This is a genomic window from Bacillus sp. FSL P2-0099 (assembly GCF_038007445.1).
In the GTDB taxonomy this organism is placed as follows: Bacteria; Bacillota; Bacilli; order Bacillales; family Bacillaceae_G; genus Bacillus_A; species Bacillus_A mycoides.
This window is the reverse complement of sequence record NZ_JBBOXE010000001.1, coordinates 4,312,743-4,339,690: the sequence shown is the minus strand read 5'-3', so window position 1 is coordinate 4,339,690 and position 26,948 is coordinate 4,312,743. Positions and strand designations below refer to the sequence as shown.

General features: G+C 37.3%; 29 protein-coding genes and 1 other annotated feature. Of the genes, 24 read left to right on the top strand and 5 right to left on the bottom strand.

The window, feature by feature from the left end:
- Window positions 1–11 precede the first annotated feature (11 nt).
- A complete protein-coding gene (locus MKY90_RS22465) occupies window positions 12–779 on the top strand; it encodes a tRNA threonylcarbamoyladenosine dehydratase (RefSeq protein WP_000903181.1) in 768 nt (255 codons plus the stop codon).
- 156 nt (window positions 780–935) lie between these two features.
- Here MKY90_RS22465 and MKY90_RS22460 read toward each other — a convergent pair whose 3' ends face one another.
- The gene (locus tag MKY90_RS22460; protein WP_098167978.1) at window positions 936–1,577 is read right to left on the bottom strand and encodes an RsfA family transcriptional regulator; all 642 of its coding nucleotides are present in this window, start codon (window positions 1,575–1,577) and stop codon (window positions 936–938) included.
- A 37-nt stretch (window positions 1,578–1,614) separates the two neighbouring features.
- Entirely contained in the window at window positions 1,615–2,901 is a 1,287-nt protein-coding gene (locus MKY90_RS22455) for a replication-associated recombination protein A (RefSeq protein ID WP_002167638.1), read from the bottom strand.
- A 395-nt stretch (window positions 2,902–3,296) separates the two neighbouring features.
- On the opposite strand from MKY90_RS22455, the gene cymR reads away from it, so the two are divergent.
- The 7 genes from cymR (at window position 3,297) to MKY90_RS22420 (ending at window position 9,703) form a co-directional block, all read left to right on the top strand.
- A complete protein-coding gene (cymR, locus tag MKY90_RS22450) occupies window positions 3,297–3,713 on the top strand; it encodes a cysteine metabolism transcriptional regulator CymR (RefSeq protein WP_000704117.1) in 417 nt (138 codons plus the stop codon).
- A 35-nt stretch (window positions 3,714–3,748) separates the two neighbouring features.
- A complete protein-coding gene (locus MKY90_RS22445) occupies window positions 3,749–4,894 on the top strand; it encodes a cysteine desulfurase family protein (protein WP_002129219.1) in 1,146 nt (381 codons plus the stop codon).
- Between the two features lie 16 nt (window positions 4,895–4,910).
- The gene (gene mnmA / locus MKY90_RS22440; protein WP_002088752.1) at window positions 4,911–6,026 is read left to right on the top strand and encodes a tRNA 2-thiouridine(34) synthase MnmA; all 1,116 of its coding nucleotides are present in this window, start codon (window positions 4,911–4,913) and stop codon (window positions 6,024–6,026) included.
- Between the two features lie 110 nt (window positions 6,027–6,136).
- Complete coding sequence (locus MKY90_RS22435; RefSeq protein ID WP_098167979.1) at window positions 6,137–6,796, top strand: tetratricopeptide repeat protein; 660 nt, start codon at window positions 6,137–6,139, stop codon at window positions 6,794–6,796.
- Between the two features lie 107 nt (window positions 6,797–6,903).
- Window positions 6,904–9,240, top strand: coding sequence for an SF1B family DNA helicase RecD2 (gene recD2 / locus MKY90_RS22430; RefSeq protein WP_098167980.1), 2,337 nt, complete (start codon window positions 6,904–6,906; stop codon window positions 9,238–9,240).
- Window positions 9,241–9,367: 127 nt separating this feature from the next.
- Window positions 9,368–9,556: a hypothetical protein gene (locus tag MKY90_RS22425; RefSeq protein WP_002015288.1), complete on the top strand. Its 189-nt coding sequence runs from the start codon at window positions 9,368–9,370 to the stop codon at window positions 9,554–9,556.
- An 18-nt stretch (window positions 9,557–9,574) separates the two neighbouring features.
- Complete coding sequence (locus tag MKY90_RS22420) at window positions 9,575–9,703, top strand: YrzQ family protein (protein ID WP_002015286.1); 129 nt, start codon at window positions 9,575–9,577, stop codon at window positions 9,701–9,703.
- A gap of 36 nt (window positions 9,704–9,739) precedes the next feature.
- Here MKY90_RS22420 and MKY90_RS22415 read toward each other — a convergent pair whose 3' ends face one another.
- Window positions 9,740–9,952: a hypothetical protein gene (locus tag MKY90_RS22415; protein WP_002015285.1), complete on the bottom strand. Its 213-nt coding sequence runs from the start codon at window positions 9,950–9,952 to the stop codon at window positions 9,740–9,742.
- A gap of 177 nt (window positions 9,953–10,129) precedes the next feature.
- On the opposite strand from MKY90_RS22415, the gene MKY90_RS22410 reads away from it, so the two are divergent.
- Window positions 10,130–11,197: an AI-2E family transporter gene (locus MKY90_RS22410; RefSeq protein ID WP_098167981.1), complete on the top strand. Its 1,068-nt coding sequence runs from the start codon at window positions 10,130–10,132 to the stop codon at window positions 11,195–11,197.
- Between the two features lie 38 nt (window positions 11,198–11,235).
- Here MKY90_RS22410 and MKY90_RS22405 read toward each other — a convergent pair whose 3' ends face one another.
- Window positions 11,236–11,580 (bottom strand): PH domain-containing protein, encoded by a 345-nt coding sequence (locus MKY90_RS22405; RefSeq protein WP_002129215.1) that lies wholly within the window; start codon window positions 11,578–11,580, stop codon window positions 11,236–11,238.
- Window positions 11,581–11,817: 237 nt separating this feature from the next.
- Window positions 11,818–12,036, top strand: a binding site (T-box leader).
- A 41-nt stretch (window positions 12,037–12,077) separates the two neighbouring features.
- Here MKY90_RS22405 and alaS point away from each other — a divergent pair.
- The 12 genes from alaS (at window position 12,078) to MKY90_RS22345 (ending at window position 24,201) form a co-directional block, all read left to right on the top strand.
- Window positions 12,078–14,720: an alanine--tRNA ligase gene (alaS, locus tag MKY90_RS22400; protein WP_002015283.1), complete on the top strand. Its 2,643-nt coding sequence runs from the start codon at window positions 12,078–12,080 to the stop codon at window positions 14,718–14,720.
- A gap of 78 nt (window positions 14,721–14,798) precedes the next feature.
- Complete coding sequence (locus MKY90_RS22395; RefSeq protein ID WP_000348591.1) at window positions 14,799–15,065, top strand: IreB family regulatory phosphoprotein; 267 nt, start codon at window positions 14,799–14,801, stop codon at window positions 15,063–15,065.
- Window positions 15,066–15,068: 3 nt separating this feature from the next.
- Window positions 15,069–15,482 carry a Holliday junction resolvase RuvX gene (ruvX, locus tag MKY90_RS22390; protein ID WP_001221204.1) on the top strand — a complete coding sequence of 138 codons (414 nt, stop codon included), beginning with the start codon at window positions 15,069–15,071 and terminating at the stop codon, window positions 15,480–15,482.
- A gap of 12 nt (window positions 15,483–15,494) precedes the next feature.
- Window positions 15,495–15,773 carry a DUF1292 domain-containing protein gene (locus MKY90_RS22385; RefSeq protein ID WP_002034112.1) on the top strand — a complete coding sequence of 93 codons (279 nt, stop codon included), beginning with the start codon at window positions 15,495–15,497 and terminating at the stop codon, window positions 15,771–15,773.
- A gap of 241 nt (window positions 15,774–16,014) precedes the next feature.
- Window positions 16,015–17,085, top strand: coding sequence for an endolytic transglycosylase MltG (mltG, locus tag MKY90_RS22380; RefSeq protein ID WP_098167982.1), 1,071 nt, complete (start codon window positions 16,015–16,017; stop codon window positions 17,083–17,085).
- A gap of 215 nt (window positions 17,086–17,300) precedes the next feature.
- Window positions 17,301–17,942, top strand: a complete 642-nt coding sequence (locus tag MKY90_RS22375; protein WP_002129210.1) for an O-methyltransferase — start codon at window positions 17,301–17,303, stop codon at window positions 17,940–17,942.
- Between the two features lie 7 nt (window positions 17,943–17,949).
- Window positions 17,950–18,879 carry a peptidase U32 family protein gene (locus tag MKY90_RS22370; RefSeq protein ID WP_002015276.1) on the top strand — a complete coding sequence of 310 codons (930 nt, stop codon included), beginning with the start codon at window positions 17,950–17,952 and terminating at the stop codon, window positions 18,877–18,879.
- 18 nt (window positions 18,880–18,897) lie between these two features.
- The gene (locus MKY90_RS22365) at window positions 18,898–20,178 is read left to right on the top strand and encodes a peptidase U32 family protein (protein ID WP_002015275.1); all 1,281 of its coding nucleotides are present in this window, start codon (window positions 18,898–18,900) and stop codon (window positions 20,176–20,178) included.
- Window positions 20,179–20,195: 17 nt separating this feature from the next.
- The gene (gene udk, locus MKY90_RS22360; RefSeq protein ID WP_002015274.1) at window positions 20,196–20,834 is read left to right on the top strand and encodes a uridine kinase; all 639 of its coding nucleotides are present in this window, start codon (window positions 20,196–20,198) and stop codon (window positions 20,832–20,834) included.
- Window positions 20,835–21,110: 276 nt separating this feature from the next.
- Entirely contained in the window at window positions 21,111–21,587 is a 477-nt protein-coding gene (gene greA / locus MKY90_RS22355; protein ID WP_078213491.1) for a transcription elongation factor GreA, read from the top strand.
- Between the two features lie 92 nt (window positions 21,588–21,679).
- The gene (locus MKY90_RS22350; protein ID WP_098167983.1) at window positions 21,680–23,434 is read left to right on the top strand and encodes a peptidoglycan D,D-transpeptidase FtsI family protein; all 1,755 of its coding nucleotides are present in this window, start codon (window positions 21,680–21,682) and stop codon (window positions 23,432–23,434) included.
- 116 nt (window positions 23,435–23,550) lie between these two features.
- Window positions 23,551–24,201, top strand: a complete 651-nt coding sequence (locus tag MKY90_RS22345; protein WP_002138429.1) for a YrrS family protein — start codon at window positions 23,551–23,553, stop codon at window positions 24,199–24,201.
- 36 nt (window positions 24,202–24,237) lie between these two features.
- Here the strand turns inward: MKY90_RS22345 and MKY90_RS22340 are convergent, their stop codons facing one another.
- Entirely contained in the window at window positions 24,238–24,453 is a 216-nt protein-coding gene (locus MKY90_RS22340) for a YrzA family protein (protein WP_002015268.1), read from the bottom strand.
- 137 nt (window positions 24,454–24,590) lie between these two features.
- Here MKY90_RS22340 and MKY90_RS22335 point away from each other — a divergent pair, with 137 nt between their 5' ends.
- The 3 genes from MKY90_RS22335 (at window position 24,591) to MKY90_RS22325 (ending at window position 26,945) form a co-directional block, all read left to right on the top strand.
- Window positions 24,591–25,229: a class I SAM-dependent DNA methyltransferase gene (locus MKY90_RS22335; protein ID WP_002015267.1), complete on the top strand. Its 639-nt coding sequence runs from the start codon at window positions 24,591–24,593 to the stop codon at window positions 25,227–25,229.
- A 14-nt stretch (window positions 25,230–25,243) separates the two neighbouring features.
- The gene (mtnN, locus tag MKY90_RS22330) at window positions 25,244–25,939 is read left to right on the top strand and encodes a 5'-methylthioadenosine/S-adenosylhomocysteine nucleosidase (RefSeq protein WP_016106205.1); all 696 of its coding nucleotides are present in this window, start codon (window positions 25,244–25,246) and stop codon (window positions 25,937–25,939) included.
- Between the two features lie 82 nt (window positions 25,940–26,021).
- Window positions 26,022–26,945, top strand: a complete 924-nt coding sequence (locus tag MKY90_RS22325) for an O-acetylserine dependent cystathionine beta-synthase (protein WP_002129198.1) — start codon at window positions 26,022–26,024, stop codon at window positions 26,943–26,945.
- Window positions 26,946–26,948 lie beyond the last annotated feature (3 nt).

Below are 26,948 nucleotides of genomic sequence, written 5' to 3'. Positions count from 1 at the left end.
TGTAGAGCTGAATGTTACATCAATTTTCACGTAATGAATTAGCCTTTGGAAAAGAAGGCCTTGAAATATTAAAAAATAGTACAGTCGGTATTTTAGGTATTGGCGGCGTAGGATCATTTTCGGCAGAAGCGTTAGCACGTTCTGGCGTAGGACGTCTTGTATTAGTTGACAAAGATGTTGTAGATATTACAAACGTAAACCGTCAAATTCACGCGTTAGTATCTACTGTAGGACGTTCAAAAGTAGAATTAATGAAAGAGCGTATTGCAGATATTAATCCAGAGTGTGAAGTAATTGGACTAGAGATGTTTTATACAGATGAAACATATGAAGAGTTCTTTAAACACGGTTTAGATTTCGTAGTAGATGCATCTGATACGATTACGTTCAAAATTCATTTAATTAAACAATGTTTACGTCGTAAAATCAAAATTATCTCATGTATGGGTGCGGCAAATAAAATGGACCCAACTCGTTTCCGTATTGCGGACATTTCTAAAACACATACAGATCCAATTGCGAAAGTAATTCGTACGAAGCTTCGTAAAGATGGTATTAAAAAAGGTGTAAAAGTTGTCTTCTCTGACGAAAACCCAATCGTAATTCGTGAAGAAGTACGTAAAGAAATCGTACCAGACGAAAATGCAAAAATTCGTAAAGCGAAATTACCACCTTCTTCAAATGCGTTCGTACCATCTGTGGCTGGTTTAATTATGGCAAGTCACGTTGTACGTGAGCGTATTAAAAACGTAGAAGTGAAGCGTGTAGGGCAAGAATAAAAAGGAAGCATATATCGTTTAGGATATATGCTTTTTGTATGTTTTAAAGAAATGTCGATGTCGAATCGTTAATATAATTTCATTTACTGTGGTGCTTTTTCACTAAGGGAAAATAAACAGGGATGTCACTTAGTTGAAAAAGTGGCATCCCTGTTTTTAGTTTTCTGCAGAATATATAATATCTAAATTTCCATTTTGATCGGTTTTGAAAATCGGAGCAATTTGCTCTTCTTGTTCTTCGACCGAAACAAGTTTTCGAGCACGATCCATAATTCTAACAAGCATTGCATAATCTTCTTCGATTGCTTGTTGTTTTTTTGTGAGAACAGCTAATTTTGCTTCAAGTTCATTATTCATTTTTTGCAGGGAAGTGAGCTGATCTTGTAATACGTCATTTTCAGTTTGTAACTTTGCGAGTGAAGGGTTATTGTGCTCCAAGTTTTGCAAAAATGAGATGACATTTTGCATTGTAAGATCTTGTTTATTTGGGACAATATCTTCTGAAAACTCGGCATCGATTACGAGCTGCCGAGTTTGTGTGAACTGCTCTTTTTCTATTTTAGCTTCCGAACGCTTTAATTCTTTACGTTGTTTTTTTGCGATTTGCACCGCATCTTCATAATATGATCTTACTTCAGCATTCCATCTAAAGCCACAAGCTGCTGAAGTTCGGTTTAATGTATCACCAACTTCATCGAATGCTTTTATTTGTGTACTTCCGCTGCGAATATGTCGTAAAACAGTTTCTGCTAAAAGGAGATCGTCTTCTTTTGTCCATGCATCTTGACGTGTTTTCATAAGCGAACCCTCCGTAATGGTGACGTTTTCGCTTATATTACCCTTTATTCTTCGTTTTATGCGAACTTTGTAATCTTTCATAAACAGTAGAAAGTACTTGTTCAAATTTTCCTGTCGTTTTCGGTTTATAATATTGCTTGTTTTTAATTTTATCAGGTAAGTATTGTTGTTGTACCCAACCGTTTGGGTGATCGTGTGGATATAAGTATCCGATGCCTCTTCCTAACGATTCGGCTCCTTTATAATGACTATCTTTTAAATGACTTGGAATATCGCCTGTTTGGCCATTACGTAAATCGTGTAGTGCGGCATCGAGTGCTTTATAGGCCGAGTTTGATTTCGGTGATAGACAAAGTTCAATAACAGCATTTGCAAGTGGTATGCGTGCCTCTGGGAAGCCGACCCGTTCAGCTGATTCAATCGCTGCAAGTGTACGTTGTCCAGCTTGTGGGCTAGCAAGTCCGATATCTTCATATGCCATAATAAGCAGACGTCTACCGATGCTTTGTAAGTCACCAGCTTCAATAAGACGTGCTAAATAATGAAGTGCGGCGTTCACATCACTTCCGCGTACTGATTTTTGAAAAGCAGATAAAACGTCATAGTGAGCATCGCCACCTTTGTCGTGAACGAAACTCTTTTTCTGTAAGCATTCTTCTGCGATTTCAAGTGTAATTTCCGCGGCTTTGTCGTCAGTTGTAAAGCTAGATAAAACAGCTAGTTCAAGTGCATTATAAGCTGAGCGCATATCTCCGCCTGACGCATTTGCAAAGTGATGTAATGCTTCATCCGTAACAGTTACATCATATTCCCCAAGCCCTTTTTCTTTATCTTCAAGCGCTCGTTTTAAGCCAATTAAAATATCATCTTCTGTTAATGCGTGTAATTCGAAGATTTGACAACGACTTCGAATAGCAGAATTAATAGCATGGAACGGATTGCTTGTCGTTGCACCAATTAAAGTAAGAAGTCCGCTTTCTAAATGGGGTAATAGAAAGTCTTGCTTCGCTTTATCTAGCCTATGAACTTCATCCAAAATTAAAACGAGGTGCCGATGCATCTTCGCTTCCTGTACGACAACTTCCATATCTTTTTTATTATGAGTAACAGCGTTTAAGAGGCGAAACAGGGTTCCAGTACTTCCTGCAATTGCGCTAGCGATTGATGTTTTTCCTGTGCCTGGAGGACCGTATAAAATCATTGATTGAAAATGATTTGCTTGGACCATACGCCATAAAATCTTGCCTTCACCAACTAAATGCTGTTGTCCGATAATTTCTTGAATATTTGTAGGGCGCATTCGATGTGCGAGTGGTTGTTTCATTTGACCCTCTCCCTTAATGTATAATCTCATTCTATCGTACCATTTTTTTTGATGAAATTTGAAATAGGATGCTGTTTTGTGGGGGGGGATGAATATGAATATTCCTATTTTTCTTTCAATTGTAATAATTTCCGAGTTTTTCAATGTGATTTTATGTTATCATTTTGATACACAAGTTGAAATTTCTTATAATACTATATTATGCTATAATTTCATAGGATTTTAAATTGTGTTCTTTTATAAAGTGAAACTTTAATTAGAGGGGGTTTTGTTCATCCCCCACCTAACTTCTTTGCTCCAGCCGAATTTTGAGGTGGGAGTTTTACTGCCCGCAAATAGCGGGATAAATAAGATATAACCAATAGAAGTGAAAATTTGAAATGAGGTGCAAATAGATGAAGATTTCAACGAAAGGCCGCTACGGCTTAACAATTATGATCGACCTTGCAAAAAAGTTTGGTGAAGGCCCAATTTCATTAAAATCAATTGCGCAGGCACATGACCTATCTGAGCATTACTTAGAGCAATTAATTTCACCACTTCGTAACGCTCGTCTTGTAAAGAGTACGCGTGGTGCATATGGCGGATATGTATTATCTGATCAGCCAGTCAACATTACAGCTGGAGATGTAATCCGTGTACTAGAGGGTCCAATTAGTGTTGTAGAAATGATAGAAGAAGAAGAACCAGCACAACGCCAATTATGGATGCGTGTTCGTGATGCAGTGCAAGAAGTATTAGATAGTACAACTTTAGAAGATTTAGTACGTTATGAGGAAGAAAATCACGGGGGCTATATGTTTTACATTTAATTCCTTGTGAAACGATTTGGAAAGAAGGAGATTTAATGGAACGCATTTACTTAGATCATGCTGCGACATCTCCGACTCACCCAGAAGTGGTCGAAAAGATGATTCCATATATGACAGAAACATTTGGAAACCCGTCTAGTATTCACTTTTATGGGCGTCAAACGCGCCATGCGGTAGATGAGGCGAGACGTGTGTGTGCACGTAGCATTCACGCGAGTCCAAATGAAATTATATTCACGAGCGGTGGTACAGAAGCTGATAATTTAGCACTTATAGGTGTAGCGCGTGCGAATCGTCATAAAGGTAACCACGTTATTACAACGCAAATTGAACATCATGCGATTTTGCATACGTGTGAATTGTTAGAGCGTGAAGGATTTGAAGTGACGTATTTACCTGTTGATGAAACAGGGCGTGTTCAAGTTTCTGACATACAAAAGGCACTAACGGAAGAGACGATTCTTGTATCTATTATGTTCGGGAATAATGAAGTAGGGACAATACAACCAATTGTGGAAATAGGTAAGCTGTTAAAAGAGCATCAAGCTTATTTCCACACAGATGCTGTACAAGCTTACGGTTTAATAGAAATAGATGTGAAAGAGTTTGGTATTGATTTATTATCGATTTCCGCTCACAAAATTAACGGCCCAAAAGGTGTAGGGTTCCTATATGCTGGTGCAAATGTGAAATTTGAACCGTTATTAATAGGCGGAGAGCAAGAAAGAAAACGTCGTGCTGGTACTGAAAATGTACCTAGTATTGTTGGACTTCAACATGCAGTTTCGCTAGCAGAAAAAACTCGTGAGCAAAAAAATGCCCAATATGAAGAGTTTAAAGATATAATGGTATCTGTCTTCAAAAATGAGGACATTCATTTCGAGGTAAACGGAGACTTGGAATATCGCTTACCACATGTGTTTAATATAAGTTTTACAGGAATGAATATTGAACCGTTTCTTGTAAACCTAGACTTAGCTGGTATTGCAGTATCAAGTGGTTCTGCTTGTACAGCTGGTTCGATTGATCCATCACATGTATTAGTGGCGATGTTCGGAAAAGACTCCGATCAAATACGTTCATCCGTACGCTTTAGTTTCGGACTTGGAAATACGAAAGAGCAAATTGAAAAAGCGGCGTACGAAACAGTGAAAATCGTGAAGCGATTAACACAAAATTAGCATGGGAGGTGACATGATGAACAAACTACCTCAAGAAACACGCGTTGTCATCGGGATGTCCGGTGGCGTCGATTCATCTGTAGCAGCTCTTTTATTAAAAGAGCAGGGTTATGATGTAATCGGAATTTTTATGAAAAACTGGGATGATACAGATGCAAATGGTGTCTGCACAGCAACAGAAGATTACAATGATGTAATTGAAGTGTGTAACCAAATCGGCATTCCGTATTATGCAGTAAACTTTGAAAAACAATACTGGGATAAAGTATTCACGTACTTTTTAGATGAGTACCGAGCTGGTCGTACACCAAACCCAGATGTAATGTGTAACAAAGAAATTAAATTTAAAGCATTTTTAGAGCATGCAATTGCACTTGGTGCTGATTATGTAGCAACAGGTCATTATGCACGCGTTGCTTATATGGACGGCGAATATAAAATGCTTCGCGGCGTTGATGACAATAAAGATCAAACATATTTCTTAAATCAATTAAGCCAAGAGCAACTATCAAAAACAATGTTCCCATTAGGTGAATTAAAGAAACCACAAATTCGCGAAATGGCGACAGAAGCTGGTTTAGCGACAGCGGCGAAGAAAGATAGTACTGGTATTTGCTTCATCGGTGAGCGTAACTTTAAAGATTTCTTAAGTAACTATTTACCGGCGCAACCAGGTGTGATGCAAACATTATCTGGTGAAGTGAAAGGGAAACATGATGGTTTAATGTATTATACAATTGGACAACGTCATGGCCTTGGTATTGGTGGTAATGGTGATCCGTGGTTTGCTGTGGGGAAAAACTTGAAAGAAAACATTTTATATGTTGATCAAGGATTCCATAACGAACTTCTATATGGTGATGAAGTTATTGCTACGAATGTAGGCTGGGTAAGTAATAAAGCGAAGGAAAAAGAATTTACGTGTACAGCGAAATTCCGTTATCGTCAAGCAGACAATAAAGTAACGGTTCAAATCGTTGATGAAAATACAGTTCGTATTCTTTGTGATGAGCCAATTCGTGCAATTACGCCAGGCCAAGCAGTTGTTTTCTATGATGGAGATGAGTGCTTAGGCGGCGCTACAATTGATGAAGTATATCATAGTGGTAAGAAATTAGATTATTTAGGATAACACGAGAAGCCTCTGCCGATTAGCGGTTAGAGGTTTCTTTTACATAAAGCGAATTTTTGTTCGCTTGGAAAATACATTCTTTGTTATAATTTGTTGTAGAGGTGAAGGATATGTCAAACAAACTTGAAACAGGTATTAAATATATGCAAGAAGGAAACTGGGAAGAAGCAGCTGGAAATTTCACAGAAGCAATCGAAGAAAACCCGAAAGATGCGCTTGGATACATTAACTTTGCGAATTTATTAGATGTATTAGGTGATAGTGAGCGAGCAATTTTATTTTATAAACGTGCATTAGAATTAGATGGTAAATCTGCGGCTGCTTATTATGGCTTAGGAAACGTATATTACGGTCAAGAGCAATTTGCAGAGGCGAAGGCTGTATTTGAACAAGCGATGCAAGTGGGATTACAATCAGCTGACGTAACATTTATGTTAGGTATCACACATGTGCAACTTGGAAATGATCGTCTTGCACTTCCATTTTTACAAAGAGCGACGGAATTAGATGAAGGCGATGTAGAAGCTGTTTTCCAATGCGGACTTTGCTTCGCACGACTAGAACATATTCAAGAGGCAAAACCTTATTTTGAAAAGGTGTTAGAAATGGATGAAGAGCATGCAGATGCGTATTATAATTTAGGTGTTGCGTACGTATTCGAGGAGAATAACGAGAAAGCTCTTACTTTATTTAAGAAAGCGACTGAAATTCAAGCAGACCACTTTTTAGCTGGTAATGGTATTCGTTTATTAGAGCAAGAAGCTGAATAAAGTGAAATTATAGTTTAATGCGCAGTTACCCCTCATCTAAAGATTGTGAAAGAGGTGGGGGATGTACTGCTCATTAAAGTGAAAAGAACTCGGAAAGGAGAGGAAATATGGGAAATCAACATGCAATGGATTTGTTTGAGGAAGAAAAAAAATTTATAAAAGCGCAAGTTCTTCATACCATTTTCCACAACGAAGAAAACCTCTATTCCGTTGTCAGTATGAAAGTCATTGAAACGAATGAAACATACGACGAAAAAAAAGTAATGATAAACGGGCATTTTCCTCGTATGCATGAAGATGAAGTGTTTACATTAACAGGTCATTTTAAAGACCACCCAAAGTATGGAAAACAATATTTAGTTGAAACGTTTAAAAAAGAATTGCCACAAACAAAAGCAGGTATGGTGCAATATTTAGCGAGCGATTTATTTAAAGGGATTGGAAAGCGTACAGCCGAAAAAATCGTGGACCATCTTGGTGAGCATGCGATTTCTAAAATTATGGATGATCTGGATGCGTTAAGTGGTGTTGTAAACAAGCAAAAAGCGCAGGAAATATATGAGACGATTATTGAGCATCAAGGGCTCGAGAAAGTGATGAGTTTTTTAAATGGTTACGGTTTTGGAACAAAACTTTCTATTAAAATTTATCAGCAATATAAAGAGATGACATTAGAAGTGATTCGTAATAATCCGTATAAACTTATTGAAGAAGTGGACGGAATTGGATTTGGAAGAGCAGATGATATAGGGCGTGCAATCGGAATAACGGGCAATCACGACGACCGTGTACGTGCAGGGTGTTTTTATACGTTAGAGAATATTTCATTACAACTCGGTCACGTGTATATGGAAAAAGGTCAGCTTGTAAGAGAAACGATGTCACTTTTAAATAATCAAGAAGGCGGAGTGACTGAGGAAGATATTGTAGGCTGCGTTGAAATGATGCAAGGTGAAGGGAAAGTCATCATAGAAGAAGAGCGTGTGTATTTAGCTTCGTTATTTTACTCTGAAAAAGGCGTTGTAAAGTCCATTCGCAGGCTTATGAATCAAGAGGAAACCCCTGCATTTCCTGAAGCAGAAGTGTTAAAGACATTAGGTGAAATTGAAGAACAGCTAAAGGTACAGTATGCACCGCTTCAGCAAGAAGCAGTTCAAACTGCACTTCATAAGCCGATGATGTTATTAACAGGTGGACCAGGAACGGGGAAAACTACAGTTATTAAAGGAATTGTTGAAATGTATGCGTCGCTTCACGGGCTATCACTAAATCTAAATGAATATAGTGATGACAATCCATTTCCAATACTATTAACGGCTCCAACAGGAAGAGCAGCGAAGCGAATGAGTGAATCGACGGGGCTTCCGGCGTGCACAATTCATCGCCTGCTTGGATGGACGCCAGAAGGGTCTTTCCAGCGCAATGAAACAGACCCTGTTCAAGGGAAGCTCCTTATTATTGATGAGTTTTCGATGGTAGATATTTGGCTGGCAAATCAATTGTTTAAATCCTTGCCGACGAACATCCAAGTAATCGTTGTAGGTGATGAAGACCAATTACCATCGGTAGGACCTGGACAAGTGTTGAAAGATTTATTAAATGCAGGTGCCATTCCAACGGTAAAACTCACAGAAATTTATCGTCAGGCAGAAGGTTCGTCTGTTATTCAGCTTGCCCATGCGATAAAAGACGGGACGCTCCCGCCAGATTTAGCACAAAATAAAAAAGATCGTTCATTTATCAGCTGTGCAGGTGCTCAAATTGTTGAGGTTGTTAAAAAGGTTTGTGAAAATGCTAAGACAAAAGGCTTTAGTGCAAGAGATGTACAAGTATTGGCACCAATGTATCGCGGACCAGCAGGTATTAATGTGTTAAATGAAGCTCTTCAAGAAGTGTTTAATCCGAAAAAAGAAAAGAGTAAAGAAATTGCCTACGGTGACGTTGTATACCGCAGAGGTGATAAAGTACTTCAATTAGTCAATCAGCCGGAAAGCCAAGTGTTTAATGGTGATATTGGAGAAATTGTTTCAGTATTTTATGCGAAAGAAAATGTCGAGCAACAAGATATGATTATCGTTTCATTTGATGGAATTGAAGTAACATATACAAAGCCGGATTTAAATCAAATTACGCATGCCTATTGCTGCTCGATTCATAAATCGCAAGGTAGTGAATTCCCAATAGTTATTATGCCGATTGTAAAGAGCTACTACCGTATGTTACGTCGTAATTTAATTTACACGGGTATTACAAGGAGTAAGAAATTCCTTATTATTTGCGGGGAGGAAGCAGCGTTTCAATCCGGTGTAAATCGCCTTGATGATGCAATGCGTCAAACGACTTTAGCTGGCCGATTGCAAGAATCACAAGGAGAAGTGCAGATGGTGACGGTTAATGGTGAAGAAATGGACGTGGAAAACATTTCACCGTATGATTTCATGTAACAAGGTGAAATTATATAGTGAAACTTTCAAACGTATAACGTTGAAAGGCTCTAGCAATGTATAAATGAATGCAGTTTGGACATAATGGCGAATAGAATCTGGGAGACTGTAAGGAGATGAAAGCCATATGTTCAGTTGTCCAAATTGCAAAGGGAAAGACATCGGAAAAATAGGTGTCAACCAATTTTATTGCTGGAATTGTTATATCGAATTATCGGTTTCAAAGGGGAAAATCCATACACATCAAGTAGAGGAAGATGGTTCATTAAGCTCTCTTGATGATTTATTTGATGATAATGAAAGAACGATCGGATAACGAAAAGGGGGATTTACTTTGAATCTACGCAATTCATTAATCGCATTAGGTGTTGGAGCTGCAGCATATCAATATGCTCGCAAACAAGATGTATTCTCAAAACGCAATGTGAAAAAAGCACGTAAGATGATTAAGTCTTATTTATAAGGCGTAAAAAACTCCCTTCATGATAAGGGAGTTTTTTTATGCGCTTGTATGCAAATATAAAAGTCCGATTTCAGAGAAGAGATAAGATAAACCGTAGCATCCAACGCCAAGCATTCCATAATGCCATAAGTGCTTAGCTCTTTCCTTTCGTGAGGAACGAATAAAGAAGCCTTTCCAAATACCAAACCCGATACAAATCCATTCAAGAAGCATAAAAAGTGCGGATAATGCAAGCATAAATAAGATCATTATGAGCCCTCCTGATTATATTTTGACATTTTGTATTTTCAAGGGGTGGTTGTCCTTATTATGTTAAATATATGTATGTCTTTAAAAAACAGTATGGTCTGTATAAAAAGATTTTAAAACTTTTGCACATAACCTAACCTATTTATTTTCAAAATAAAGATGGAGGAGGTTTTTCGTGTGAAGAATCTTAAAATCATTTGGATATATCGTTTAGGATTATTGTTACTCGTTTTTCTTTGTTTGCTCGTCTTTTTAAAAATTAAGCCACTATGGGCACCGATTATTTTTGTATTTAAAGTGGCAATCACACCGTTCTTTATTGCTTGTTTTATTGCTTATTTATTACACCCTTTAATTGAAAAAATCCATAAGGAAGGAATGCCACGCACACTTGCTATTTTGCTCATTTATATTCTTTTCTTTGGCGGAATTGGCTATGGAATTTATAAAGGAACGCCAGTTGTTATTAAACAGTTACAAGAAATTAATGAACAATTTCCGCAGTTTACAAAAATGTACGATTCTTGGATGGATGGAGTTACAGAACAAACAGCGAATTTCCCATCATTTATTCATGAAAAGGTGAAACAAATTTTTGGTGGTGTAGAAACGAAGATTCAAGCGCTTTTAAATAAAGTTATGAGCACAGCACGTGGTGTACTGGATTCATTGCTCATTATTTTCTTAATTCCGTTCATTGTATTTTACATATTAAAAGATTACGGTGAGTTTTATCATATTTTTTGGAAACTAGTTCCGTGTAAGTGGCGTAGTACGGGTCAAATGCTTGCGAAAGAAATTGATAAGTCACTCGGAAGTTATATTCGAGGACAGTTATTTGTTTGCTTAGTATTAGGGGGAGTATCTGTTCTTTCTTTTTGGTTTATCGGTATGAAATATCCGTTATTACTCGGTATTATTATTGGGGTAACGGATATAATCCCGTACTTTGGTCCTATTTTAGGGGCGATTCCGACGTTGATGATTGCAGCAACGGTATCAACGAGTTTACTCATTAAGGCGGGAATTACGATTGCTATTTTGCAATTTTTGGAAAGTAACATTTTATCGCCTTACATCGTTGGTAAGTCGCTTCGTATGCATCCTGTGATCATTATGTTTGCATTACTAGTAGGGGGAGAAGTTGCGGGGATTGTAGGATTACTAATATCGGTTCCTATTTTAGCGGTCATTCGGACAGTGGTCGTTCATGTGAGGCCTCTTTTGAAAAAAGAAGATGTGTAATATGATAGCCCTCTACTTATAAAAGTAGAGGGCTATCATTATTTAGAGAGTTGCTCGTGTATTTGTTGAACGAGAGAGCTTATATCATTTGTTTGAATATGTTTTATTTTTTTCCATTCATTATCGTACATAAATATAATTTGATTGCTGAAAAGACGCTTTTGCTCTTTTAGATTAGAAATGTTTGCAAAAGAGTACTCTTCAAATATTGGGTTCTTACTTACATCTGGTCCATAAAAGAAGAGCCGTTTGTTCGTTAAAATTAACAGTCCTGGTCTTGCGACGGAACGATATATAAATATATTTAATGAGCATGCTGCATAAAAAAGGATTTTTTCATCAGTTGTTAACATTTCTTTAGCTTGATTCAATAAGGTTGTCATTGTAATCGCTCCTTTATTGTTAATAATTTAATTATAACAAATAATGTAATATTTAGAAAATTGTATAAAGTGTTTTTTGAGAGGAGATTCCTATTTAGTAATAAATGCATAATATATTTAAAGGCTGTTAAGAATGAATAGTAGAATAACTATGATTAATAAGCAATTGATACAATATAAATGATTATCTACATTGACAAACTTAAGAGAATTCTATTATATTTAGTCATATAATACATTAAATCAATGACGGAACAAGTACGTTACAGTCCATTTGTAGAGAGAAGCTTCCACTGGCTGAAAGGAGCTTTAAATGAAGGGTAACAGAAAGCTAATCCTGAGAGCAGCTAATCACTGCCGTCTTGCCACGTTACGGCACCATGAGGTGATGAATTGATTGTTATAATAATCAATTCATAATTAGGGTGGTATCGCGAGTTAACTCTCGTCCCTTTTATTAGGGGCGGGAGTTTTTTATATTTAAGGAGGAAAATACAATGAAACAACTAACAGGCGCACAAATTCGTCAAATGTTTTTAGACTTTTTCCAAGAAAAAGGACATGCAGTAGAACCAAGTGCATCACTAGTTCCTCATGAAGATCCATCTCTGTTATGGATTAATAGTGGTGTAGCGACATTAAAGAAATATTTTGATGGTCGTGTAATCCCACAAAATCCACGTATTACAAATGCACAAAAATCAATTCGTACAAACGATATTGAAAACGTTGGGAAAACGGCTCGTCACCATACATTCTTTGAAATGTTAGGGAACTTCTCAATCGGTGATTACTTCAAAGAAGAAGCAATTACTTGGGCTTGGGAATTTCTAACGAGCGACAAATGGATCGGATTCGATAAAGAATTACTATCTGTTACAATTCATCCGGAAGATGAAGAAGCATTCACAATTTGGAATGAGAAAATGGGTGTTCCAAAAGAACGCATCATCCGTTTAGAAGAAAACTTCTGGGATATCGGTGAAGGACCAAGTGGACCGAATACAGAAATTTTCTATGACCGCGGTGAATCTTACGGTAATGACTTTAGTGACCCAGAATTATATCCGGGCGGAGAAAACGAGCGTTACTTAGAAGTATGGAACCTTGTATTCTCTCAATTTAACCATAATCCAGACGGTTCATATACGCCACTTCCTAAGAAAAACATCGATACAGGAATGGGGCTAGAGCGTATGACATCTATCGTTCAAGATGTACCTACGAACTTTGATACAGACCTATTCATGCCGATGATTGGTGCAACAGAATCAATTTCTGGTGAGAAATATCGTAATGGCGATTTAGAAAAAGATATGGCGTTTAAAGTAATTGCTGACCATATCCGTACAGTAACATTCGCTGTTGGTGACGGTGCTCTTCCATCTAACGAAGGCCGTGGTTATGTATTACGTCGTTTATTACGCCGTGCTGTTCGTTATTCTAAGAAATTAAACATCAACCGTCCGTTCATGTTTGAATTAGTACCGGTTGTTGGAGAAGTAATGAAAGACTTCTATCCAGAAGTACTTGAAAAGAAAGATTTCATCGCAAAAGTTGTGAAGAATGAAGAAGAGCGTTTCCATGAAACACTTCATGATGGTGAATCAATTTTAGCTGAAGTAATTGCAAAAGCGAAAGAAGAAAAAACAACTGTTATTTCTGGCGTAGATGCGTTCCGCCTATACGACACGTACGGTTTCCCAATTGAATTAACAGAAGAATATGCAGAAGAAGCTGGTATGACAGTTGATCAAGCGGGCTTTGAAAATGAAATGGAGAAACAACGTGAGCGTGCACGTGCTGCTCGTCAAGACGTTGATTCTATGCAAGTTCAAGGCGGTGTACTTGGTGAAGTTAAAGTAGCGAGCGAATTCGTTGGTTACGGTACAGTTGCAACAGAAAGTAACGTTGTTGCCCTTGTGAAAAATGGTGAGTATACAGATAGCTTACAAGCAGGTGAAGAAGGACAATTAATGCTTGATGTAACGCCATTCTACGCTGAGAGCGGTGGGCAAATTGCAGACCGTGGTTACCTTCTTGCTGACGGCGTGAAAGTTGTTGTAAAAGACGTACAAAAAGCACCAAATGGTCAAAACTTACACAAAGTAGTTGTGGAAGAAGGTACATTAACGAAAGAAGCGGCTGTAAAAGCTCTTATCGATACGAAAAACCGTAGTAGCGTTGTGAAAAACCATACAGCAACTCACTTACTGCACCAAGCATTAAAAGATATACTTGGAACGCATGTTAACCAAGCTGGTTCTCTTGTAACATCTGAACGTTTACGTTTTGACTTCTCTCACTTCGGTCAAGTACAAGCTGATGAATTAGAAAAAATTGAGCGTATCGTAAACGAAAAAATTTGGGAAAGTATTGATGTTGCGATTTCTCAAAAAGCAATCGAAGAAGCGAAAGAAATGGGCGCAATGGCATTATTCGGTGAAAAATACGGTGATGTTGTACGCGTTGTGCAAGTAGGCGATTACAGCTTAGAGCTTTGCGGTGGTTGTCACGTTGATAACACAGCTTCTATCGGTATTTTCAAAATCGTTGCTGAGTCTGGTATCGGTGCAGGAACTCGTCGTATTGAGGCGGTAACTGGTAAGTCTGCATACGAATTAATGAACGATCAAGTAGGTTTATTAAAAGAAGCAGCAGGAAAAATGAAAACAAATCCAAAAGATATTTTAACAAGAGTTGATGGTTTATTTACTGAAGTAAAACAACTTCAAAAAGAAAACGAATCTCTTGCTGCGAAATTAAGCAATATCGAAGCTGGAAACTTAACTGATTCAGTAATGACAGTTGATGGCGTGAACGTATTAGCGGCGAAAGTAAATGTTGCAGATATGAACAACTTACGTACAATGATGGATGACCTTAAAAATAAATTAGAGTCTGCAGTTGTTGTATTAGCGTCTGTAAATGACGATAAGGTAAACATTTTAGCTGGCGTAACGAAAGATTTAATTAGTCAAGGTTACCATGCGGGTAAACTTGTGAAAGAAGTAGCTTCTCGTTGTGGAGGCGGCGGTGGTGGCCGTCCTGATATGGCACAAGCAGGCGGTAAAAACCCAGCGCAAGTAGAGGAAGCTTTAGCGTTTGTACAAGAGTACGTTAAATCTGTTTCAAAATAAAGAGATAGTAGTGTACAATGGTAGGGAGAGGAGAAGTTCTTCTCCCTATACTTACTACTTACAAGTGAGGTGCTTGAAATGGACGGTTTTGATAAGACAATGAAGTTTAGCATTCAAGATGAAAAACAGAGTGTCCATGTAAATGATGTACTTTTAACTGTGTATGATGCACTTCAAGAAAAAGGTTATAATCCGATTAACCAAATCGTCGGTTATTTATTAAGTGGAGATCCAGCATACATACCTCGCCATAAAGATGCACGAAGCATCGTTCGCAAGCTTGAACGTGATGAGATAATTGAAGAGCTTGTGAAGTCTTACTTGAAACATCATCGTGAGGAGTAGTTTATGCGGATATTAGGTTTAGATGTTGGTACTAAAACAGTCGGTGTTGCAATGAGCGATGAAATGGGCTGGACAGCACAAGGGCTGGAAACAATCAGGATTAACGAAGAACGAGGCCACTTTGGTTTTGACCGTATTTCTGAGTTGGTAAAACAGTACAATGTGGACAAAATAGTAGTAGGTTTACCTAAAAATATGAATGGTACAATCGGCCCTCGTGGTGAAGCGTGCCAGCAATTTGCAGAAAACCTGCGAAATCTGTTACAATTAGAAGTTGTAATGTGGGACGAGCGTTTGTCGACGATGGCAGCGGAACGTCTGCTCATTTCAGCTGATGTGAGCCGTAAGAAGCGAAAACAGGTAATCGATAAGATGGCTGCAGTCGTGATCTTACAAGGATTTTTAGATAGTAAATAAGAGGTGACCAAAATGGAAGAAAATCAAATTACAATTGTAGACGAAAAAGGAAACGAACATTTATGTGAAATTATTTTCACTTTTGATGCTGAAAAATTCGGCAAAAAATCTTACGTAGTCTTCTCTCCAATCGGTGAAGTAGACGAAGATGGAGACCAAATCTTCGATGCAATGGCATATGAGCAAAGTGAAGAAGAGGGTGGAACATTACTTTCAATTGAATCTGAAGAAGAGTGGGAAATGGTACAAGAAATGTTTAACACTCTTGCTGATGAGCAAGAAGAAGAATAGTAATGGATAAAAAGGCGAACTGTGTACACAGTTCGCCTTTTTTGTATTCATATGCAAAATGACAGATTTTTTGTCGAAACTACTTAATTGTTTATAGTATAATAAGACGGGTTGTATGAAAAAAGGCTTTAAATAAGTAGCTGTCACCGATTATTTAGAAATGATTGGTTTTGCTTTATGTTTGTAGGGCATTGTATAGAGGAAGTGTATACGGTCTACAATTGAATAAGGAGGAAGAATTTTGGTAGAAAATCAAGTGAAGAAGAAGCGTAGACGCATTTTTTTAATTTCGATTATCGCACTGCTTTTAGTTTGTGGATCAGTCTATGCGTATATTTCATCTGCATTAGGGCCAGTTGATAGTGGAAATAAAAAAGAGATTGAGGTAGAGATTCCAAAGGGGTCATCTACAAGTAAAATCGGTGAGATTTTAGAAGAAAAAGGTGCTGTGAAAAGCAGTACAGTTTTTAGTTTTTATACGAAATTTAAGTCGAAAAGCTTACAAGCAGGTACATATTTATTAAATCCTTCGATGAGCGCCAACGATGTCATTGAACAAATGTCATCTGGCAACGTACATCGTCCGGCTCTTTATAAAGTGACGATTAAAGAAGGGGCGCAAGTAACTGAAATTGCTGAAATGATTGCGGCAGAATTAAAGTGGAATAAAGATGAGGTTGTGCGTCAATTAAACGATAAAGCATTTATCCAAAAAATGCAGCAAAAGTATCCGAAGCTATTAACGGATAAAATTTTTGATAGTAACATTAAATATCCACTAGAAGGATACTTATATCCAGCAACGTATTCTTTCTATAAAAAGGATACAAAATTAGAAGAAATTGTAATCCCGATGCTTGAGAAAACAAATGCAATTATTGTTCAAAATGAGGCGAAAATGAAAGCGAAGAACTGGGATGTTCATCAACTTCTCACATTGTCTTCACTTATTGAAGAAGAGGCTACTGGCTTTACTGATCGCCAAAAAATCTCTAGTGTTTTCTATAATCGTTTAGCGAAAGGTATGCCGCTTCAAACGGATCCGACGGTATTATACGCGCTTGGAAAGCATAAACAACGTGTATTATACGAAGACTTGAAAGTAAACTCACCATACAATACGTATGTTGTGAAAGGGTTGCCGGTTGGACCGATTGCAAACTCTGGTAAACATTCAGTGGAAGCAGCGTTAGATCCTGCGCAAACAGATTATTATTATTTCTTAGCTGCACCAAGTGGTGAAGTGTATTATGCGAAAACATTAGAAGAACATAATGCATTAAAGCAAAAATACATTACGAAAAAACAGTGAAATGGGGAGGGATAGCGAAAAGGGTCGCATATCCCTCTTTTTTGTGGTAAAATATATCGGGTTAAAAACTGGCAGAAGAATCGTTTTTAATATCAAAACGGGACGTACAAGCTAAGGGTGAAACTGGCTTGTATTTTTATTGCATTCTATGTGTGAAAAGACAAAGGTTGACGCGTCATAGAGGCACTTCTCCATGTAAATAAGGAGGACCAATTATGGAGGATACAGTTAACGAGTACCTATTATCATTTATTGATCCAAAAGATAAATTAATTCTTGAAATGGAAGAGTATGCAACTGAAAACCATGTGCCGATTATGGATCGACTTGGAATGGAATTTATGCTGCAATTTTTACGTTTAATTGGACCGGAAAGTATTTTAGAACTTGGAACAGCAATCGGTTATTCTAGTATTCGTATGATGCAAGCTATTCCGAACTCTCGCATTGTGACAGTAGAGCGCAATCGTGAACGATATGAAAAGGCACTTGAATATATAGAATGTTCCTCGGTAACAGACCGTATTTCTGTTATTTACGGTGATGCTTTAGAAACGGGCGAACAAGTGAAAGAACATGGAACATTTGATGTTATTTTTATTGATGCAGCGAAAGGGCAGTATCGTCGCTTTTTTGACTTATACGAACCGTTATTAAATCCTGGTGGCGTTATTATTTCAGATAACGTTATGTACCATGGTCTTGTGACGACAAAAGAGAAAATTGAAAATAGACGTACCCGTGGTTTGATTCGTCGTATTAAGACGTACAATGAATGGCTTATGAATCATGAAGGATATGATACAACGATTTTCCCAATTGGCGATGGAGTGGCTGTAAGTAAAAAGAGAGGGTGACAAAAGTATGAAGAAACCTGAATTGTTAGTAACGCCTAGAGCGGTGGCGGATATTGAACCTCTTGCGAAAGCAGGGGCAGATGCAGTAATGGTTGGTGAACAAAAGTTTGGTTTACGTTTGGCAGGAGAGTTTTCACGTGAAGATGTGAAACAAGCTGTAAACATTGCGCATGAAAATGGTGTGAAAGTATACGTTGCAATGAATGCGATGTTCCACAATGATAAAGTAGAAGAATTAACGGACTATGTTGCCTTTTTAAATGAGGTAAATGTAGATGCGATTGTTTTCGGAGATCCAGCGGTATTAATGGCTGTTCGTGAAGTTGCACCAAATATGCAACTTCACTGGAATACAGAAACGACAGCAACAAACTGGTTTACTTGTAACTATTGGGGGCAAAGAGGAGCGAAACGCGCTGTATTAGCTCGTGAGCTTAGCTTAGATGAAATTGCTGAATTAAAAGAAAATGCTGAAGTGGAACTTGAAGTACAAATTCACGGTATGACTTGCATGTTCCAATCGAAGCGTTCACTAGTAGGAAACTACTTTGAGTATCAAGGGCGTAATCTCGACATCGAAAAGAAAAAGTATGAAGAGAATATGTTCTTATACGACCCGGAACGTAATAACAAATATCCAATTTATGAAGATGAAAATGGTACTCACATTATGAGTCCGAATGATATTTGTTTCATCGATGAGTTAGAGGAACTAATCGATGCTGAAGTCGATAGCTTAAAAATTGATGGTGTCCTAAAAAGTTCTGAGTACATTATTGAGGTAACGAAGAAATATCGTAAGGCGATTGATTTATGTGTAGAAGATCGTGATGCGTATTATGACGTGAAAGATGATTTATTTAAAGAGATAGAAGAAATACAACCGGTAAATCGTCCGTTAGATACAGGATTCTTCTTTAAAGAAACGGTTTACTAAACGAGGAGGGTGTAGGAAATGACTGTACAAGAAATTTCACGAGTGATCGATGGCAAACGCGTTATTGTGAAAAAACCTGAACTGTTAATCCCTGCGGGTAACTTAGAAAAATTAAAAGTAGCTATCCATTATGGGGCAGATGCTGTATATTTAGGTGGACAAGAATTTGGTCTTCGTTCTAATGCAGGTAACTTTACGCTGGAAGACATGGCAGAAGGCGTTGAATTTGCAAAGAAATATGGAGCAAAAATATACGTAACAACAAATATTTTTGCACATAATGAAAATATGGATGGGCTAGAGGAATATTTAAAAGGGATTGAAAAAGCTGGCGTAACGGGAATTATCGTTGCCGATCCGCTTATTATTGAGACATGTAAACGTGTGGCGCCTTCTGTTGAGGTGCATTTAAGTACACAACAATCACTATCCAACTGGAAAGCAGCACAGTATTGGAAAGAAGAAGGTTTACATCGTCTTGTATTAGCTCGTGAAGCAAGCTATGAAGAAATGAAAGAAATTAAAGAAAAAGTTGATGTTGAAATTGAAGCATTCGTCCATGGTGCAATGTGTATCGCGTATTCAGGGAGATGTACATTAAGTAACCATATGACAGCGCGTGACTCTAACCGTGGTGGTTGTTGTCAATCTTGCCGCTGGGATTATGATTTAGTTCAAACGGTATCACAACATAAAGATGCAAAAGAGCTTCCTCTATTCCAAGAAGAAGATGCTCACTTTGCGATGAGCCCAAAAGATTTAAATTTAATCTTATCAATTCCGAAAATGATTGAAATTGGAATTGATAGCTTAAAAGTTGAAGGACGTATGAAATCTATCCATTACGTAGCGACTGTAGCAACTGTATATCGTAAAGTAATTGATGCGTATTGTGCGGATCCGGATAACTTTGAGTTTAAACAAGAATGGTTAGATGAACTTGATAAATGTGCAAATCGTGATACAGCTCCTGCATTCTTTGAAGGGGTTCCAGGACATCAAGAGCAAATGTTTGGAAATCATAGTAAGAAAACAACGTATGATTTTGCTGGTTTAGTGTTAGATTATAATGAAGAAACGGGCATCGTAACGCTTGAGCAACGTAATCACTTCAAACCAGGACATGAAGTGGAGTTCTTTGGGCCAGAAATAGAAAACTTTACGCAGACGGTGGAGAAAATTTGGGATGAGGATGGAAACGAATTAGATGCAGCGAGACATCCGTTGCAAATCGTGAAATTCAAAGTGGATCAACCAGTGTATGTGAATAATATGATGCGCAAAAACATACTTCAATAAGAAAGAGTGGTAGTCGAATGGGGACGAATAAGCCTGTTGTAATTGGAATCGCTGGTGGTTCAGGATCAGGAAAAACAAGTGTAACGAAAGCGATTTTTGACCATTTTAAAGGTCATTCCATTTTAATCTTGGAGCAAGATTATTATTACAAAGATCAAAGCCATTTACCAATGGAAGAACGTTTAAAAACAAATTACGATCATCCGTTAGCGTTTGATAATGATTTGTTAATTGACCATTTGCAGCAGTTGCTTGCATATGAGCAAGTGGAAAAGCCTATATATGACTATACATTGCATACGCGTTCAGAAAAAATTATTCCAGTTGAGCCGAAAGATGTAATCATTTTAGAAGGAATTCTTATTTTAGAAGACCCACGTCTTTGTGAGTTAATGGATATTAAGGTGTTCGTTGATACAGATGCAGACCTTCGTATTTTACGCCGCATGCAGCGCGATATTGAAGAGCGCGGTCGTACAATGGATTCAGTTATCGACCAATACGTAAACGTTGTACGTCCAATGCATAATCAATTTATTGAGCCTTCTAAGAAATTCGCGGATATTATTATCCCTGAAGGTGGACAAAACCATGTTGCAATTGATATTATGGTTACAAAAATTGCAACAATTCTTGAACAAAAAGTAAATTTGTAATAGCATAGTAAAAGATATACGATAGGAAGGGATTTTTTCCCTTCTTATCGAATACAATGAAACATGAAACCTCACCTACCAATAGGTGAGGGCATATTTATATCAACTTTCCATACATACCTTCTTTATATAAGGAAGAATTGGAGAATAAGGGGTTGTATGTGACAACTCCACTAGTGCTACGTGTGCTAGAAACCTCCGCTATATAAGCGGAGGAGTTTTCATATGGAACTCCTCTTTTTTTCGGGGGATTGGTATATAAAAGGAGTGGAAAACATGGCAACAGAAAAAACATACCCTATGACGCAAGAGGGTAAGCAAAAACTAGAGAACGAAGTTGAACAATTAAAAACAGTAAGACGTAAAGAAGTTGTAGAGCGTATTAAGATCGCACGTAGCTTCGGAGATCTTTCAGAGAACTCTGAGTATGATGCAGCGAAAGATGAGCAAGCATTCGTAGAAGGACGTATTACACAACTTGAAAACATGATTCGTAATGCGGTTATCATTGAAGACAATGGTGAAGAGTCTACAGTTGTAACATTAGGTAAAACAGTAATATTTAAAGAGTTACCAGGTGGAGACGAAGAAGCGTACATAATCGTAGGTAGCGCAGAAGCCGATCCATTTGAAGGAAGAATTTCTAACGATTCTCCAATCGCAAAAAGCTTATTAGGTAAGCAAATTGGTGAGAAGGTAGCAATCCAAACACCAGGTGGAGAAATGCAAGTAGAGATTATCTCTGTAAAATAACGTAAAAAATCACTCGTGTAAAAACGAGTGATTTTTTATTTGTATAAAAGGTGAAACACCTCGTCTAAACTACAATAGACGAGGTGTTTTTTATGAAAATGAAACGGAGAATTATAATTGTTTTAATTTGTTTTATGGGTGTGATTTTTTTATTACTTTGTCGTTTAATCCAAATACAGATTATAGATACGGAATCATTTACTGACCGAAATATCAATCTGATTGAAAAAAGTGTTACGCAACGAACACAATCACTTACAGTAGATAATGGAAGAGGGCATTTTACAGATCGAAATGGTAAGGAAATTGGTGAAGAGAAATATCCATTCTTAATTGTTTTTCCATTTTTACAAATAAAAAATGACATGTTAGAGAAAATTGCGCATATCATTGGTGTGTCGAGACAAGAGATAAGACTGCAAATGAAAAATAAGAATCAAGCATTTATATTACGAAAGGAGAATACCCCATTTCAATTAACGCTCGAGCAGATGAAGAAGGTAAATCAATTAGATATTTTAGGTATTGTAGCAGCAGAAGTTCGACTGAAGCAAATGGGGGAGGCAAATCATTTAATTGGTGATGTGGGAGAGAATGAACAGGAATTTCAAAAGCGTTATGGAGAAATGAAAAAAACTTCGAAACAAACGCCAATTGGTATTTCTGGATTGCAACAATCATTTGATGAATTTTTACTGACTGATGGAGAAGCGAAAGTATTATATCAAGTGGATCGACAAGGAGAACCGATTTTTGGGAAGCAGGCGAAATACACTTCACCAGGAAATCCATTTTATCCAGTTACTATTCAAACAACAATACATAAAACGTTGCAACGACGAGCAGAGAAGATTATAGATGAAAACGGAATAAAAAAAGGTGGGTTAGTATTACTAGACATAAAGAATAGTGAAGTTTTAGCAATGGTAAGTAGGCCTTCTTTACAGATGAATGATAGGAGGATATATAAATCTACACTTGAAAATCAAATGTTAACTCCTCATTTTCCGGGGTCTGTTTTTAAAACAGTAGTTGCAGCAGCAGGAATTGATGAGAATTTGGTGCGGTTTAATCGTACATTTAACTGTAATACGGATTTATACGGTGAAAATCTTCCACAAGTTATGATGGGGTCATTAAACTTTAAGGAAAGCTTTGCTAGAAGCTGTAATCGAACGTTTGCCGTATTAGGTGATGAACTAATGCAAAAGGATAGGGAAGTATTAGAAACGTATTTAGAGGCCTTAGGAGCAAGTGAGAAGGTAGGTTGGAAAGGTTCAGTGTTTCATACACCAGAATTTGAGCAATTGCCAGAAGAAAAGAGTGCTATTATTTGGGGAAGCGAAGAAAATAAAGATAGTAGAAAAGCGATTGCTCAAACGATGGTCGGACAAAAAGATGTACGTGTGTCACCTCTAGCTATAGCGAATATGATGGCGACAATTGCTAGAGGTGGAGAGAAGATGGAAGTGAAAGTCGTTAAAAAAATAGTGTATAAAAATGGAACCGACTTTTTTGCATTTGAAAATCATAAATTAAATGGGAAACAGCTTTCTTATGAAACGATGAAAAAATTACAACAGTTGTTAAGAGCCGTTGTAACGATGGAGAAAGGAACGGGAACCGCATTCCGTTCGTTGCCACTAACTGTCGCTGGAAAATCTGGGACGGCACAAACAGGAAAAGGAGAGAGGGTGAATCGCTGGTTTGCAGGTTATTTTCCATATGAAAACCCAAGATATGCTTTAGTTGTAGTTGATATAGAAACAGATAGTAATGAAAATGTAGTCACACCAGTTTTTGCAGAAATGGTAGAGGCAATTCATCAATTAGAAATCGAAAAGTAATCTTGCAATTATTTATGAAATGTTTTCATTTCGTGAAAATATTATTGTAAATGTTCAACCTTTCTAGATTTAATGTTACAATAGCAAGTATGAAAAACTGCATGGAGGTTTGAAGAATGGCAGGAGGATCTAGATTCCAACAGAAACAACAAAAACGTCGTCAAAACGGTGTTTTAAATATTGCAATCGCTATTGTATTAGTAGCAGTAGCTATTGTAGCATATCAATTGTTTGTTCCTGACACAAAAGAGCAAGCGTCTTCTAATGATAAAAAGGTAGCTCAGCAAACAACAAAAGAGAATAAAGCTGAGAAAGCTAAAGGTAAAGAAGAGCCGAAGAAGAATGAGCAAGATAAGACAGAGGCTAAGAAGAAGGAAGAAGAAGAGAAGCAAAAGGCTGAGGAAGAAAAGAAAAAAGCTGAAGAAGAAGCGAAAGCTAACGAGAAAGCACCAGCTGAAAAAACACAGTCACAGGCAACAGATGCTTATACGAAATCTTCTTGGAAGCCAGTAGGTACAGAGCAAGGTGCAACACCTGCGATGACGTTTAAAAAAGGTACAGCAGATTGGAATGAGATGAATCAAGCGATTTCAGCTGCAATTGACGTTCCAGTAAATCAATTAGTTATCCATAGAATTGGAAATAACGGTAAGAATAAAGCTTACGGTAACGTACAAGATAAACAATCAGGTAAAAAATATTATGTAAATATTGATTGGGTAGACAATGAGGGCTGGAAACCAGTACTCGTTCAAACTCTAAACTAAAAAAAGAGAGGCTCTTAAGAGCCTCTCTTTTTTTAGTTAGCGTAATTTCTTTAATTTAAAATGAACAACCGCACTATAATAAGGTCTTTTGCTTTCAGGATCCATAATCATTTGGTGAGAAATATGATGAACTTCGAGCATAAGTGCTTTATTATTATCAATTTGTTCGTTAATTTTTTTTTCTAGAGAAACTAAGTTTGCAGCCTCGAAAAATTCTACTTTATCTTCTAACATTTCAAAGGTAAATGACACGAAGATGCCCCCTCTCCTATGATAATCACCTATAGTGTAACAAAGAAAAGAAGGAAATACTACGTACATTTCAATTGACATTTTTAGAAAGAGAGAATATCATACTGATAAAACCGATAAGAAAAAGGGGAATTTTTATGGGAACAGAATTTAATGGTTTATTTGATGAATGGGCTCATACGTACGACTCATTTGTACAAGGCGAAGATATACAATATAAAGAAGTTTTCGCCCATTATGAGGACATTTTAGAGGATGTAGTTAACAAGTCATTTGGCAACGTATTAGAATTCGGTGTTGGTACTGGCAATTTAACAAATAAATTATTACTTGCTGGTCGCACAGTTTACGGTATAGAACCGTCACGCGAAATGCGTACTATTGCAAAAGAGAAATTACCAAAAGAATTTTCAATTACAGAGGGTGATTTTCTTTCATTTGAAGTCCCAAATTCAATCGATACTATTGTGAGCACTTACGCATTTCATCATTTAATAGATGAAGAAAAAGACGTAGCAATTGCGAAGTATAGTCAATTGCTAAACAAAGGTGGTAAAATAGTGTTTGCTGATACGATATTTGCAGATCAAGATGCATATGATAAAACTGTCGAAGTAGCAAAACAAAGAGGTTTTCATCAGTTAGCAAACGATTTGCAAACAGAATACTATACACGTATTCCGATCATGCAATCTATTTTTGAAAACAATGGCTTCCACGTAACGTTTACGAGATTAAATCATTTCGTTTGGGTAATGGAGGCAACTAAGCAATAGAAAGAGGGATTAGATTGAGAATTGCTGTAATTGGAGCAATGGAAGAAGAAGTACGTATTTTACGTGACAAACTAGAACAAGCAGAAACAGAAACTGTTGCAGGTTCTGAATTTACGAAAGGGCTATTAGCAGGACATGAAGTAATCTTGCTAAAGTCTGGTATTGGTAAAGTAAATGCAGCGATGTCAACGACAATTTTATTAGAAAAATATAAGCCTGAAAAAGTAATTAATACTGGTTCAGCTGGTGGATTCCATCACTCTCTAAATGTTGGTGATGTAGTTATTTCAACAGAAGTTCGTCACCATGACGTAGATGTAACAGCATTTAACTACGAATATGGTCAAGTGCCAGGAATGCCACCTGGATTTAAAGCTGATGAGGCATTAGTTGCATTAGCTGAGAAATGTATGCAGGCAGAAGAAAATATTCAAGTCGTAAAAGGTATGATTGCAACAGGTGATTCATTTATGAGTGATCCGAACCGCGTTGCAGCAATTCGTGATAAATTTGAAGACCTTTATGCAGTAGAAATGGAAGCAGCAGCTGTTGCGCAAGTATGCCACCAATATGAAGTTCCGTTTGTTATTATTCGTGCACTTTCTGATATTGCTGGTAAAGAATCAAATGTTTCATTTGATCAATTTTTAGATCAAGCAGCTCTTCATTCTACAAACTTTATCGTAAAAGTACTAGAAGAGTTAAAGTAATGTAACAAAAAGGCAACTGTCTCATATAAAGAAAATACATACAGTTGCCTTTTCTTTATTGGCAAATAAGGGGGAGAACACGATGAATGTATATCGTGGAGTTCATGAGTTGATTGGCCATACACCAATCGTAGAAATTACTCGTTTTTCACTTCCGAAAGGAGTCCGTTTATTTGCAAAGCTTGAATTTTACAACCCAGGCGGAAGCGTTAAGGATCGTTTAGGAAGAGAATTAATTGAAGATGCGCTAGAAAAAGGGCTTGTTGCAGAGGGCGGAACAATTATTGAACCGACGGCTGGAAATACCGGCATTGGACTGGCACTTGCAGCGTTAGAACATGATTTACGCGTTATTGTTTGTGTACCAGAGAAATTTAGTATTGAAAAACAAGAAATAATGAAAGCGCTAGGTGCAAAGGTCGTGCATACACCGACTGAGCAAGGAATGACCGGCGCAATTGCAAAGGCAAAAGAATTAGTAAATGAAATACCGAATTCATACTCTCCAAGTCAGTTTGCGAATGAAGCAAACCCTCGTGCTTATTTCAAAACATTAGGTCCTGAACTTTGGGATGCATTGAATGGAGAAATTAACATATTTGTTGCAGGGGCAGGAACTGGCGGTACGTTTATGGGAACTGCGTCTTATTTAAAAGAGAAAAACATTGATATTAAGACGGTTATTGTAGAACCAGAAGGATCTATTTTAAATGGTGGTAAAGCTGGTTCACATGAAACAGAAGGGATTGGTCTTGAATTCATCCCGCCATTTTTAAAAACATCTTATTTTGATGAAATTCATACAATTTCTGATCGACATGCATTTTTACGAGTGAAAGAGTTAGCGCAAAAAGAAGGCCTTCTCGTTGGGAGCTCTTCAGGAGCAGCGTTTCATGCAAGCTTACTTGAGGCAGAGAAAGCAGCACCAGGTACGAATATTGTAACGATTTTTCCTGATAGTAGTGAGCGCTATTTAAGTAAAGACATATACAAAGGATGGGAATAAAAA

What these genes read in the sequence shown, in the direction of transcription:
- MKY90_RS22370 (WP_002015276.1), top strand. Translation starts at nt 17,950, where the DNA reads ATGAAGAAACCTGAATTGTTAGTAACGCCTAGAGCGGTGGCGGATATT.
- MKY90_RS22395 (WP_000348591.1), top strand. Translation starts at nt 14,799, where the DNA reads ATGGACGGTTTTGATAAGACAATGAAGTTTAGCATTCAAGATGAAAAA.
- MKY90_RS22445 (WP_002129219.1), top strand. Translation starts at nt 3,749, where the DNA reads ATGGAACGCATTTACTTAGATCATGCTGCGACATCTCCGACTCACCCA.
- MKY90_RS22365 (WP_002015275.1), top strand. Translation starts at nt 18,898, where the DNA reads ATGACTGTACAAGAAATTTCACGAGTGATCGATGGCAAACGCGTTATT.
- alaS (WP_002015283.1), top strand. Translation starts at nt 12,078, where the DNA reads ATGAAACAACTAACAGGCGCACAAATTCGTCAAATGTTTTTAGACTTT.
- MKY90_RS22460 (WP_098167978.1), bottom strand. Translation starts at nt 1,577, where the DNA reads ATGAAAACACGTCAAGATGCATGGACAAAAGAAGACGATCTCCTTTTA.
- MKY90_RS22335 (WP_002015267.1), top strand. Translation starts at nt 24,591, where the DNA reads ATGGGAACAGAATTTAATGGTTTATTTGATGAATGGGCTCATACGTAC.
- MKY90_RS22350 (WP_098167983.1), top strand. Translation starts at nt 21,680, where the DNA reads ATGAAAATGAAACGGAGAATTATAATTGTTTTAATTTGTTTTATGGGT.
- MKY90_RS22435 (WP_098167979.1), top strand. Translation starts at nt 6,137, where the DNA reads ATGTCAAACAAACTTGAAACAGGTATTAAATATATGCAAGAAGGAAAC.
- udk (WP_002015274.1), top strand. Translation starts at nt 20,196, where the DNA reads ATGGGGACGAATAAGCCTGTTGTAATTGGAATCGCTGGTGGTTCAGGA.
- greA (WP_078213491.1), top strand. Translation starts at nt 21,111, where the DNA reads ATGGCAACAGAAAAAACATACCCTATGACGCAAGAGGGTAAGCAAAAA.
- MKY90_RS22455 (WP_002167638.1), bottom strand. Translation starts at nt 2,901, where the DNA reads ATGAAACAACCACTCGCACATCGAATGCGCCCTACAAATATTCAAGAA.
- MKY90_RS22405 (WP_002129215.1), bottom strand. Translation starts at nt 11,580, where the DNA reads ATGACAACCTTATTGAATCAAGCTAAAGAAATGTTAACAACTGATGAA.
- recD2 (WP_098167980.1), top strand. Translation starts at nt 6,904, where the DNA reads ATGGGAAATCAACATGCAATGGATTTGTTTGAGGAAGAAAAAAAATTT.
- cymR (WP_000704117.1), top strand. Translation starts at nt 3,297, where the DNA reads ATGAAGATTTCAACGAAAGGCCGCTACGGCTTAACAATTATGATCGAC.
- MKY90_RS22425 (WP_002015288.1), top strand. Translation starts at nt 9,368, where the DNA reads ATGTTCAGTTGTCCAAATTGCAAAGGGAAAGACATCGGAAAAATAGGT.
- MKY90_RS22415 (WP_002015285.1), bottom strand. Translation starts at nt 9,952, where the DNA reads ATGATCTTATTTATGCTTGCATTATCCGCACTTTTTATGCTTCTTGAA.
- MKY90_RS22465 (WP_000903181.1), top strand. Translation starts at nt 12, where the DNA reads ATGTTACATCAATTTTCACGTAATGAATTAGCCTTTGGAAAAGAAGGC.
- ruvX (WP_001221204.1), top strand. Translation starts at nt 15,069, where the DNA reads ATGCGGATATTAGGTTTAGATGTTGGTACTAAAACAGTCGGTGTTGCA.
- MKY90_RS22375 (WP_002129210.1), top strand. Translation starts at nt 17,301, where the DNA reads ATGGAGGATACAGTTAACGAGTACCTATTATCATTTATTGATCCAAAA.
- mnmA (WP_002088752.1), top strand. Translation starts at nt 4,911, where the DNA reads ATGAACAAACTACCTCAAGAAACACGCGTTGTCATCGGGATGTCCGGT.
- MKY90_RS22325 (WP_002129198.1), top strand. Translation starts at nt 26,022, where the DNA reads ATGAATGTATATCGTGGAGTTCATGAGTTGATTGGCCATACACCAATC.
- MKY90_RS22345 (WP_002138429.1), top strand. Translation starts at nt 23,551, where the DNA reads ATGGCAGGAGGATCTAGATTCCAACAGAAACAACAAAAACGTCGTCAA.
- MKY90_RS22385 (WP_002034112.1), top strand. Translation starts at nt 15,495, where the DNA reads ATGGAAGAAAATCAAATTACAATTGTAGACGAAAAAGGAAACGAACAT.